The organism is Pseudomonas sp. BN411 (genome assembly GCF_029871235.1).
Taxonomy (GTDB): Bacteria; Pseudomonadota; Gammaproteobacteria; order Pseudomonadales; family Pseudomonadaceae; genus Metapseudomonas.
On sequence record NZ_SSOM01000059.1, the window covers coordinates 1 to 11,539 of the forward strand.

The window sequence follows — 11,539 nt, forward strand, 5'->3', positions numbered from 1 at the left end:
GCCGCGCCCATTTCGCGGCCGACGCCGGAGAGCTTGTAGCCGCCGAAGGGCAGGGCCGGGTCGAGGGCGCTGTGGCAGTTGACCCAGACCGAGCCGGACTTGATGCGCGGAATCATCCGATGCACCGCCGACAGGTCGTTGGACCAGATGCTGGCGCCGAGGCCATAGGGGTTGTCGTTGGCCATGCGGATGACTTCATCGATGTCGTCGAAGGGCATCGCCACCAGCACCGGGCCGAAGATTTCTTCCTGCACCAGGCGGTGCTGCTGGTCGACGTCGACGATCACCGTCGGCTTGACGAAGTAGCCGGGGCCGAAGCCGTCGCCGCCGCAGGCGATGGTGGCGCCCAGTTCGCGGCCGAGGTTGATGTAACCGGTGACGCGGTCCTGCTGCTTGGCGGAGATCAGCGGGCCCATCTGCACGCTCGGGTCGAGGCCGTTGCCGAGCTTCATGCCGTTGGCGATGCCGGCGATGTCGGCGATCACGTTGTCGAAGTGCTTGCGGTGCACGTACAGGCGCGAGCCGGCGCAGCAGACCTGGCCCTGGTTGAAGAAGATCGCGGTGGCGGCGCCGGCAGCGGCTTCGGCGAGGTTGGCGTCGGGCAGGACGATGGTCGGCGACTTGCCGCCGAGTTCCAGGGTCACGCGGGTCATGTTGTCCATGGCCGCCTTGCCGATCTGCTTGCCGACTTCGGTGGAGCCGGTGAAGGTCAGCTTATCGACGCCCGGGTGGCGGGTGAGGGCGACGCCGGCATTCAGGCCGGTACCGGTGATGACGTTGAACACCCCGGCCGGGTAGCCGGCTTCCAGCACCAGTTCGGCCAGCTTGAGGGCGGTCAGCGGGGTTTCGTCGGCGGGTTTCAGCACCACGGTGCAGCCGGTGGCGAGCGCCGGGCCGAGCTTCCAGCAGGCCAGCAGCAGGGGGAAGTTCCAGGCGACGATGGCGCCGACCACGCCGACGGCTTCGCGGCGGATGTAGCCGTGGAACTGGTCGTGGGGCATCAGCGGCAGGGAGGCGTCGACCGTGCTGCCTTCGATCTTGGTGGCCCAGCCGGCCATGTAGCGGAGGAAGTCGATGGCCAGCTGCACGTCCATGACCTGGGCCACGGCGGCGCTCTTGCCGTTGTTCAGGCACTCCAGCTCGGCCAGTTCCTGGGCGTCGCGTTCCATCAGGTCGGCCAGGCGCCACAGCAGGTTCTGCCGTTCGCGCGGACGCATACGGCTCCAGGCGGAATCGTCGAAGGCCTGGCGCGCGGCCTGCACGGCGCGGTCGACGTCCTCGGCGGTGGCCGAGGGCACGTTGCCGAGGACTTCGCCGGTGGCCGGGTTGCGGAAGCTCATGGTGTTGCCGCTGACGGCGTCCTGCCATTCGGCGCCGATCAGCATCTTCAGCTTGCGATTGAGGAAGGCATTGGTCTGGGGAAGGACGGGCAGGTCAGCGAGCATGGGGGAAGCCTCTGTTCATTGAAGTTGTACCCGTCTTTCGCAACCCCCATGCCAAGGCCGCCAAATACAGATAAGACAATGATTTAAAAGGAATTATCGGGTTGTTTCGGGTCGCCGCCGAAGTGCTCGCTGTTGCACTTTGAGACTCGCTGAGACGGGCCTGGAACAGTCGCACTGTCTACCTTTACTGGATGCTGCATGGCGCAGTCTCAGCGTGGAACAGTCTGTCGCGAAATTAGACGCCGGACCCCGCCGCCAGCATCCCCGCCAAGCCAGCGTTTTACGGCTAAATCATTGTTGTAAAAGGACTTTCTTCGGCATGGCACACATTATGTATTTGCCGTGACAACTGCACCCGCTCCGCCGTGGGGTGCAAATCATAAGAACAACACCGTGGAGGTCTGACCTTGAAGACGACTCGACTCCGGCAGCACGCGGGCACCCTGGCACTGGCCATGGCGTCCCTCATGTTCGCCCAGGCCCATGCAGCCGAGGAGGGTCCAGCCCTCCTCAAGTCCAAGTGCATGGGTTGCCACATCCCCGAGGGCAACGATACCTACAGCCGCATCAGCCACCAGCGCAAGACCCCTGAGGGCTGGCTGATGAGCATCGGGCGTATGCAAGTGATGCACGGCCTGCAGATCAGCGATGGCGACCGGCGCACCCTGGTCAAGTACCTGGCCGACAAGCAAGGTCTGGCTCCCAGTGAGACCGAGGGTGTGCGCTACGCCATGGAGCGTCGCCTGAACACCGTCGAGAAGTTCGATGACCAGTTGAGTCAGACCTGTGGCCGCTGCCACTCGGGGGCCCGTGTCGCCCTGCAACGTCGTCCGGCCAAGGAGTGGGAACACCTGGTCAACTTCCACCTCGGCCAGTGGCCGTCCCTCGAATACCAGGCTCAGTCCCGCGACCGCGACTGGTTCGACCTCGCCATCAAGGAAATGGTGCCGGAACTGGCCAAGCGCTTCCCGCTGGAAAACCAGGCCTGGGCCGACTGGCAGAAGGCCAAGCCCAAGGCCGATGCATTGCCGGGGCAGTGGAGCTTCAGTGGCCACATGCTCACCAAGGGTGACGTGCGCGGCGTGATGACCGTGACCGCCGATGCTGGCGACACCTTCAAGGTCGAGGTGAAAGGCCAGTATGCCGACGGCACGCCGTTCAACGGCAGCGGCTCGGCCATCCTCTACAACGGCTACGAATGGCGCGGCAATGTGAAGGTCGGCGAGACCAACCTGCGCCAGGTGTTCGCTGCCCTGAACGGCGAGATGAAGGGCCGTATGTTCGAGGCCGAGCACGACGAGCGTGGCCTGGACTTCAGCGCCGCCAAAGACGGCAACGCCAAGTTGCTGGCCGTGCAGCCCGCGTTCATCAAGGCCGGCAGCGAAACCGAACTGACCCTGGTGGGCAGTGGCCTGAAGGGCACCCCGGACCTCGGTGCCGGCGTCGAGGTGGTGAAGGTGCTGGAAGTCACGCCGAAGCTGGTTCGCGTCAAGGTCAAGGCTGCCGCTGATGCCGCACCCGGCGTGCGCAGCGTCGCCCTGGGCGAGCTGAAGGGCGTCGACCTCGCGGTGTACAAGGACATCAGCGAGGTGAAGGTGGTGCCCGAGTTCTCCATCGCCCGTATCGGCGAGAACGGCGGCTCCACACCCAAGGTGCAAGGTCGCTTCGAAGCGGAAGCCTGGGGCAAGGGCGCTGACGGCCAGCCGTACCGCATCGGTTACCTGCCGGCGAAATGGTCGGTGGAGCCTTTCGACGAGCGCGCCAAGGACGACGAGGACGTGAAGTTCGCCGGTGTGATGCAGAAGGACGGCGTCTTCATCCCCGGCGGCGCCGGTCCCAACCCGGAACGCAAGATGATGACCAACAACGCCGGCAACCTGAAGGTGATCGCCCAACTGGAAGAGGGCGGCCAGAAGGGTGAAGGCCATCTGATCGTCACCGTGCAACGCTGGAACAACCCGCCGATCCCGTAAGCGGTATCGGCTCGGGCGGGGCAGCCCCCGCCCGGATTCGCAACGACGATTGGGAAGAATTCCGGGAGGTCGCCATGGGCGCAATCTTGAATCTGGTCGAACGCAACCTGCACGAAGTGCGGGTGGATGCCGACCGCATGCTGTTCCATATCCCGAGCAGTTCGCTGTTCGCCACCGATGAAGTCACCGGTGGCATCATCGACGCGCTGCGCCAGCAGAGCTGCTCGTCCGAAGACCTGGTGCAACGCCTGGCCGGGCGTTTCGCCGGACAGGACATCAATGAAACCCTGCGCGAGCTGATCGCGCTGGAAGTGGTGAGCGACGGCTCGCCGCTGACGCCGGAAATCGGCATCAGCAAGGTGGAGCGCACGGCGCTCAACACCGTGGTGCTGAACGTCAACACCGGCTGCAACCTGAGCTGCACCTACTGCTACAAGGAAGACCTGGACAAGCCTTCCGCCGGCAAGAAGATGGGCGCGGAAACCGCCGAAGCTTCGGTGGAAATGCTGCTCCGCGAATCGCCCGATGAAGAGCGCTACAGCGTGGTCTTCTTCGGTGGTGAGCCGCTGTCCAACCGGCCGCTGATCGAGCACATGGTGGACTACTGCGAGCGTCGCTTTGCCGAGGCTGGCAAGCAGGTGGAGTTCATCATGACCACCAACGCCACGCTGCTCACCGAAGAGATCATCGACTACCTCAATGCCCATCGCTTCGGGCTGTCGATCAGCATCGACGGGCCGAAGACGGTGCACGACCGCAACCGCATCACGGTGGGCGGGCAGGGCACCTATGACGTGGTGCGGCGCAAGGTTGACCTGCTGCTGTCGCGCTATCGCAGCCGCCCGGTGGGCGCGCGGGTGACCCTGACCCGCGGCATCACCGACATCGAGACCATCTGGAACCACCTGTTCAACGAACTGGGTTTTGCCGAAGTCGGCTTCGCGCCGGTCACCTCGGGCGACATGGCGAACTACAACCTGACCAGCGAAGAGTTGGTGGAAGTCTTCGCCAACATGAAGGCCCTCGGCCGTCGTTACCTGGAAGCCGCGCTGGAGCACCGCAACATCGGTTTCTCCAACCTGCACCAACTGATCACCGACATCCACGAAGGCCACAAGAAGGCGCTGCCCTGCGGTGCCGGCCTGAAGATGCTGGCGGTGGATCACAAGGGCGAGCTGAACCTCTGCCACCGTTTCACCGGCTCCAGCATGCCGACCTTCGGCAACGTGCACAGCGGAGTGAAGCAGGTCGAGCTCAACGACTTCCTCTCCCAGCGCCTGGACCGTTCCGGCACCGGCTGCGACACCTGCCGCATCCGCAATCTGTGCTCCGGCGGCTGCTACCACGAGAGCTACGCCCGCTACGGCGACCCCACTCACCCGACCTATCACTACTGCGAGCTGATGCGCGACTGGGTGGACTTCGGCATCGAAGTCTACAGCCGCATCATGGCCGTCAACCCGGCCTTCATCAGCAGCTACATCTCTCCGCGGAAGGCGCACTGACATGAAACATCTGAAGCCGCTCAACAACAAAGCGCAAATGCTCGAAAAAGCCGCAGCCGAAGATCGCATCGAAGAAGTCATGGCCATGAGTGCGGTGGCCGGTTGCACAGCCACCACTGACCCGGGCTGGGAAGTGGACGCCTTCGGCGGGGTGAGCTCGCTGTGCCAGCCGATGGAGGCTGACCTCTACGGCTGCTCCGACCCTTGCTGGTGGCCGGCCCAGGTGCCCGACATGATGAGCACCTACCAGGACTGGAATGCCCAGGCGTCCAACTCCGCGGAAGACTGGCGCAACCTCGGCACCGTATTCCCGAAAGACAAATGACCGGCGATAAGAACAAGAGGGAAACACTGATGAAACTCAAAGCCATCGCCAGCCTGGCGACCGCTGTTGCCGGCCTCGCACTGGGCATCAATGCCTGGGCTGCGGACGAATCCGGCCCTGCACTGAAGGCCGGTCATGAATACATGATCGCCACCAACTACCCGAACAACCTGCACGTGGTCGATCTGGCCACCGACAGCCTGTACAAGACCTGCCGCCTGCCGGACGCCTTCGGCCCCGGCACCGCGATGATGGCGCCGGATCGCAAGACCGCGTTCATCCTCAACAACCACTTCGGCGATCTTTACGGCGTCGACCTGGACAACTGCAAGACGGTGTTCCACGCCAAGCTGTCGCAAAAGCCAGGGGAGAAGGTGCGCTCGATGTTCTCCTTCGCCCTCAGCCCGGATGGCAAGGAGCTCTACACCACCGTCAATCCGACGGAAATGCTCAATGATCATTACGTGGTCAAGCAGCCGCGACTGGAGGTCTATGACACCAGCGCCGGCCTGGACGCCAAGCCGGTGCGCAGCTTCCCGATGCCGCGCCAGATCTACCTCATGCGCGCGGGCGACGACGGGAGCCTCTACGTCGCCGGGCCGGACATCTACAAGATGGATGTGAAGACCGGCAAGTACGAAGTCGCAGTGCCGGGCCGCAACTGGAAACGTCCGTTGTACAGCCCGCCGGATGTCCTCTACTTCTGGCCGCACCAGACGCCGAACCACGAGTTCTCGATGCTCTACACCACGGCCAAGTTCAAGGACGAGAAGCAGGACCTGGCCACTGCCGACTTCATCTATGGTTTCGTCAGCATCGACCTGAAGACTGGCAAGTCCACCGTCCAGGACTTCGCGCCGCTGACCGAGCTGTACTTCACCGGTCTGCGTTCGCCGAAGGACCCGAACCAGATGTTCGGCGTGCTCAACCGCCTGGCCAAGTACGACATCAAGGAACAGAAGCTGATCAAGGCAGCCAACCTGGATCACTCCTACTACTGCGTCGCGTTCAATACCGAGGGCTCCAAGCTCTACCTGGCTGGCACCTTCAATGACATCGCGGTGTTCGATCCGGACAGCCTGGAGAAGGTGAAGAACATCAAACTGCCGGGCGGTGATATGGCGATCACCACGACGCAGGTGTTCATTCGGTAAGACAGGGGGTTGGTTGGGTTCTCTGTGGGGGCGACTTCAGTCGCTAAGGGCAGCGCAGCTGCCCCATGGATCTAGATGGCAGGACTTTGTCCTGCTTAGCGAATGAATTCGCCCCCACAAGGAATCGAGCCGGCCAAGACCGAGGTACGGCTCAACGGACAACCGAACCCATATCCGACCAATGGGTCACTAGACAGGAAAACAGGCTTTATTTACCTTTACGTTTACGTAAAGGTAAATAAAGCCCAATTACGTACCGGGCCTCTCTGCCGTAGTCGAGGCCAGTTGATCAGCGTCGATCCCAGCACAAAGACAAGAAGGGAAAGCCATGAATCACCAGAGCTACACCCGGGGGCGGCAGGACAAGGACCTGCTCGCCATGACCATAGGCGCGGCATTCGATGCCACGGTTGCCCAGTTCCCCGAGCGCGAGGCGCTGGTCGTCAGGCATCAGGGCCTGCGCTACAGCTGGAAGGAACTGGCCGAAGCGGTGGACCGCCACGCCCGTGCCTTGCTCGCCCTGGGCCTCAACAGCGGCGACCGCCTCGGCATCTGGGCGCCCAACTGCGCCGAGTGGTGCATCACCCAGTTCGCCAGCGCCAAGATCGGCGCCATCCTGGTCAACATCAATCCGGCCTACCGCAGCAACGAGCTGGAGTACGCACTCAAGCAATCCGGCTGCCGCTGGGTGATCTGCGCCGATGCCTTCAAGACGTCCGATTACCACGCCATGTTCCTCGGCCTGGTGCCCGAACTTGCTGCGGCCGAGCCGGGCAGCCTGAACTGCGAGCGCCTGCCGGAACTGCGCGGCGTGGTCAGCCTCGCCGCCAACCCGCCGGCCGCCTTCCTGCCCTGGGCTGTGCTGCAGCAGCGGGCAGGGGAGGTGAGCATCGACGCCCTGGCCGAGCGCCAGGCCGGCCTGCAGTTCGACGACCCCATCAACATCCAGTACACCTCCGGCACCACCGGCTTCCCCAAGGGCGCCACCCTCAGTCACTACAACATCCTCAACAACGGCTACATGGTCGGCGAGAGCCTCGGCCTGACCGAGCAGGATCGCCTGGTGATCCCGGTGCCGCTGTACCACTGCTTCGGCATGGTGATGGGCAACCTGGGCTGCGTGACCCACGGCTCCACCATGATCTACCCAGGCGATGCCTTCGACCCGCTGACCACCCTGCGTGCCGTGTCCGAGGAGAAGGCGACTGCCTTGTACGGCGTGCCCACCATGTTCATCGCCGAACTGGATCATCCGCAGCGTGGCGAGTTCGACCTGTCGAGCCTGCGCACCGGCATCATGGCCGGCGCCACCTGCCCGATCGAGGTGATGCGTCGCGTCATCAACGAGATGCACATGAGCGAAGTGCAGATCGCCTACGGCATGACCGAAACCAGTCCGGTATCCCTGCAGACCGGCCCGGATGACGAGCTGGAACTGCGCGTGACCACCGTCGGCCGTACCCAGCCGCACCTGGAGAGCAAGATCGTCGACGCCGAGGGCAGGATCGTCCCGCGCGGCACCATTGGCGAACTCTGCACCCGTGGCTACAGCGTGATGCTGGGCTACTGGAACAATTCGCAGGCCACCACCGACTCCATCGATCCGGGCCGCTGGATGCACACCGGCGACCTCGCCTCCATGGACGAGAACGGCTACGTCTGCATCGTTGGCCGCAGCAAGGACATGATCATTCGCGGCGGCGAGAACGTTTACCCGCGCGAGCTGGAAGAGTTCTTCTTCACCCACCCGGCCGTGGCCGACGTGCAGGTGATCGGCATTCCCTGCAGCAAGTACGGCGAAGAGATCGTCGCCTGGATCAAGTTCCACCCCGGCCACACTGCCACCGAGGACGAGCTGCGTGCCTGGGCCAAGGAGCGCATCGCCCACTTCAAGGTGCCGCGTTTCTTCCGCTTCGTGGATGCCTTCCCGATGACGGTGACCGGCAAGATCCAGAAGTTCCGCATGCGTGAGATCAGCATCGAGGAACTGACCCCGCCGAAGGACGACAAGGTGACCGCGATTCGGTAGGGCCGGCAGACAGGGGCATTCTTCGCTCTTTTGTGGGGGCGAATTCATTCGCGAAGCAGGACGCAGTCCTGCCATTGGTAGTTCCATGGGGCAGCTGCGCTGCCTTTAGCGAATGAATTCGCCCCCACAGGTAAAGCCCCTACAATGCCGCATCGCCGGAAATCACCCCAAGGGAGCCCATGACAGGCACGTCCGCCGAGAAAGGCACCATCTCCGTCCGCCTGGTCCACGAAGCCCTGCTGGAATTGCGCCAGCGGGGCTTTGACGATTCTGAGCTGTTGAGCCAGAGCGGCATTCCCGCCGAGCTGCTGGCCAAGCCCTATGGGCGGGTGTCGTCGCAGCTCTATGGAGCGCTCTGGCTGCTCATCGCGCAGACCATGGACGACGAGTTCTTCGGCATGAATCCGCGGCGGATGAAGTCCGGCAGCTTCGCCTACATGACCCGCGCGGCGGTGAAGGAGCCCACGGTGGGGGCGGCCTTGGAGCTGTCCCTACGTTTCCTCGAACTGGTCTTCGACGGTCTTTCGCCGTGTCTGGAACGGCGGGGTGGCCTCGCAGAAATCACTCTGGATGAGCCCGAAGGCCAGCAATGCCGTGCCTTCAGCTATTTCACCCTGTGGTTGATGATTCACGGCCTGATGTGCTGGCTGGCCGGGCGGCGCATTCCCATCCTCGGTGTCGACCTGCGCTGCACAGTGCCGGACTACATCGAGGACTACCGGGTGATGTTCAGCACCAACCTGCGCTTTTCCCGTCCGCAGAGCCGACTGTTGTTCAATGCCGACTGCCTGGAGCTGCCGGTGCGCCGCAGCACTCGCGACCTCAAGCGTTTCCTCGGTGGCCTGCCGGCGAACATCCTGGTGCGTTATCGCGACCCGCAGAGCCTGGCGGCGCGCATCCGTGCCTACCTGCGCAGCATCAAGCCCGAGCGCTGGCCGGATGTGGAGGCGTTGTCCAGCCACTTCTACATGGCGCCATCCACCCTGCGCCGCAAGCTGTCCCTGGAAGGGCAGTCCTACCAGGGGCTGAAGGATCAGGTGCGCCGCGACCTTGCCATCGCCCGGCTGGACCACGGCGAAGGCAACTTCACCGAACTGGCCTTCGAGCTGGGCTTTGCCGACACCAGCGCCTTCTACAAGGCCTTCAAGAAATGGACCGGCTCGACGCCGGGGCAATACCGTTCATTGATCCATCCCGACTCAAGTTGAAGCCGTTTTCTGCCGCTAAATAGAAAGGCGCGCCATGTCCGCGCCCCATCGCCGATCCGAAGTAAACAGGACCCTTGCCCATGCCCCTCAACCGACTTTCCATCCAGTGGAAGATCACCCTGCTGGCTGGCCTCTGCCTGCTGGCCATCGTTGCCGTGCTGATCGGCATTTCGCTCTACCGCATGGGCGCTGGCACCGAGCTGGTCAAGGCCAATAGCGCGCAAATGCTGGAGACCTCGGCCCGCGAGCGTATGGAGGGGGAGGGCAAGGTGCAGGCACTGACCATCCAGCGTTACTTCCTGTCGGCCTACCAGGACGGCCTGAATTTCTCCCGCCAGGTGCTGCTGCAGAAGCGCCAGGCGCAGAAGCTGCAACGGGACAGCCAGGCCCTGCGCGAGGATCTGAACCAGCAGGTGAAGGAAGCCCTGCAGGCCAACCCGCAGCTGCTCAGCCTCTACCTGGTGTTCGAGCCGAACGCCCTGGATGGCAGTGACGCGCTCTACGCCAACCGCACGGAACTCGGTAGCAACGAGGTGGGCCGCTTCTCCGCCTACTGGGCGCAGCGCGGCGGCCAGCTCAGCACCCTGGCACCCACCGAAGCGATGATCAGCGACGCCACGCCGATGCTCGACGGCAGCCCCTTCAATACCTGGTTCAACTGCCCGAAACAGACCCTGAAACCCTGCCTGCTGGACCCGTACTTCGACGATGCCTCGGGCCAGAAGACTCTCATCACCACCCTGACTTTCCCGGTGATCGAGGACGGCAAGATGCTGGCCGTGGTTGGCATGGATATCAGCCTGAGCAACCTGCAACAGCTGGCCAGTGCCGGTAGCCAGGGCCTGTATGACGGGAAGGGCGCCATCAGCATCCTCAGCCCCGCCGGCCTGCTCGCCGGCTATAGCGCGGATGCCGGCCTGCTCGGCCAGGGCCTGGCCAAGGCCTACCCGAACGAGGCCAATGCGCTGCTCGGCCTGCAACGCGAGGGCAAGGCCCACGAGCAGCAGGCCAATGGCCATCTGCAGGTGCTCGCACCGCTCCAGCCGATCCCCGAATCCAAACCCTGGGCCGTGCTGCTGGACGTGCCCATGCCGTCCCTCCTGGCACCGGCCCTCGAACTGCAACAGGACCTGGATGCACGTAACGCCCAGGGCACCTGGCTGGAGCTGCTGTTCGGCGTAGCCGCCGCCGTTGCCGGCCTGCTGCTGGTGTGGCTCACCGCCCGGGGCGTGACCCGGCCGATCCAGGGCGTGGCCAGCATGCTCAAGGACATCGCCAGCGGCGAAGGCGACCTGACCCGCCGCCTGGACTACGCCCGCCAGGACGAACTGGGTGAGCTGGCCGGCTGGTTCAACCGCTTCCTCGACAAGCTGCAGCCGATCATCGCCGACGTGAAACGCTCGGTGCAGGACGCCCGCGGCACCGCCGACCAATCCGCCGCCGTGGCCAGCCAGACCAGTGCCGGCATGCAGCAGCAGTACCGCGAAGTCGACCAGGTGGCCACCGCCTCCCACGAGATGAGCGCCACTGCCCAGGACGTCGCCCGCAGCGCCGCCCAGGCCGCCGAAGCCGCCCGCGGTGCCGACCATGCCACCCAGGAAGGCCTCGGCGTGATTGGTCGCACCACCAGCGCCATCGAGCAACTGGCCAGCGAAATGAGCGCGGCCATGGAAGAGGTGCAGGCGCTGGCCAACAGCAGCGAGCAGATCGGCTCGGTGCTGGAAGTGATCCGCGCCATCGCCGAGCAGACCAACCTGCTGGCGCTCAACGCCGCCATCGAGGCGGCGCGGGCCGGTGAGGCCGGGCGCGGCTTCGCGGTGGTGGCCGACGAGGTGCGCAACCTGGCCAAGCGCACCCAGGACTCGGTGGAGGAAATCCGCCAGGTGATCGAAGGCCTGCA

8 protein-coding genes are annotated in these 11,539 nt (G+C 64.1%); 7 read left to right on the forward strand and 1 reads right to left on the reverse strand.

The features are described from left to right. The coding region (locus tag E8F06_RS09255; protein ID WP_280366412.1) for an aldehyde dehydrogenase family protein at nt 1–1,445 on the reverse strand (1,445 nt) is incomplete at its 3' end. 455 nt (nt 1,446–1,900) lie between these two features. On the opposite strand from E8F06_RS09255, the gene peaA reads away from it, so the two are divergent. The 7 genes from peaA to E8F06_RS09290 all read left to right on the forward strand — a co-directional run. Next, entirely contained in the window at nt 1,901–3,418 is a 1,518-nt protein-coding gene (gene peaA, locus E8F06_RS09260; RefSeq protein ID WP_280366427.1) for a quinohemoprotein amine dehydrogenase subunit alpha, read from the forward strand. A gap of 74 nt (nt 3,419–3,492) precedes the next feature. Continuing rightward, nucleotides 3,493–4,923, forward strand: a complete 1,431-nt coding sequence (gene peaB / locus E8F06_RS09265) for a quinohemoprotein amine dehydrogenase maturation protein (protein ID WP_280366414.1) — start codon at nt 3,493–3,495, stop codon at nt 4,921–4,923. Nucleotide 4,924: 1 nt separating this feature from the next. Then, nucleotides 4,925–5,248 carry a quinohemoprotein amine dehydrogenase subunit gamma gene (qhpC, locus tag E8F06_RS09270; protein ID WP_151133378.1) on the forward strand — a complete coding sequence of 108 codons (324 nt, stop codon included), beginning with the start codon at nt 4,925–4,927 and terminating at the stop codon, nt 5,246–5,248. Nucleotides 5,249–5,277: 29 nt separating this feature from the next. Further along, nucleotides 5,278–6,402 carry a quinohemoprotein amine dehydrogenase subunit beta gene (gene peaD / locus E8F06_RS09275; protein ID WP_280366416.1) on the forward strand — a complete coding sequence of 375 codons (1,125 nt, stop codon included), beginning with the start codon at nt 5,278–5,280 and terminating at the stop codon, nt 6,400–6,402. Nucleotides 6,403–6,730: 328 nt separating this feature from the next. Continuing rightward, nucleotides 6,731–8,431: an AMP-binding protein gene (locus E8F06_RS09280; protein WP_280366418.1), complete on the forward strand. Its 1,701-nt coding sequence runs from the start codon at nt 6,731–6,733 to the stop codon at nt 8,429–8,431. A gap of 179 nt (nt 8,432–8,610) precedes the next feature. Next, the gene (locus E8F06_RS09285) at nt 8,611–9,639 is read left to right on the forward strand and encodes an AraC family transcriptional regulator (RefSeq protein WP_280366421.1); all 1,029 of its coding nucleotides are present in this window, start codon (nt 8,611–8,613) and stop codon (nt 9,637–9,639) included. Nucleotides 9,640–9,719: 80 nt separating this feature from the next. Then, on the forward strand, nt 9,720–11,539 hold a 1,820-nt coding region (locus E8F06_RS09290), incomplete at its 3' end, for a methyl-accepting chemotaxis protein (protein WP_280366424.1).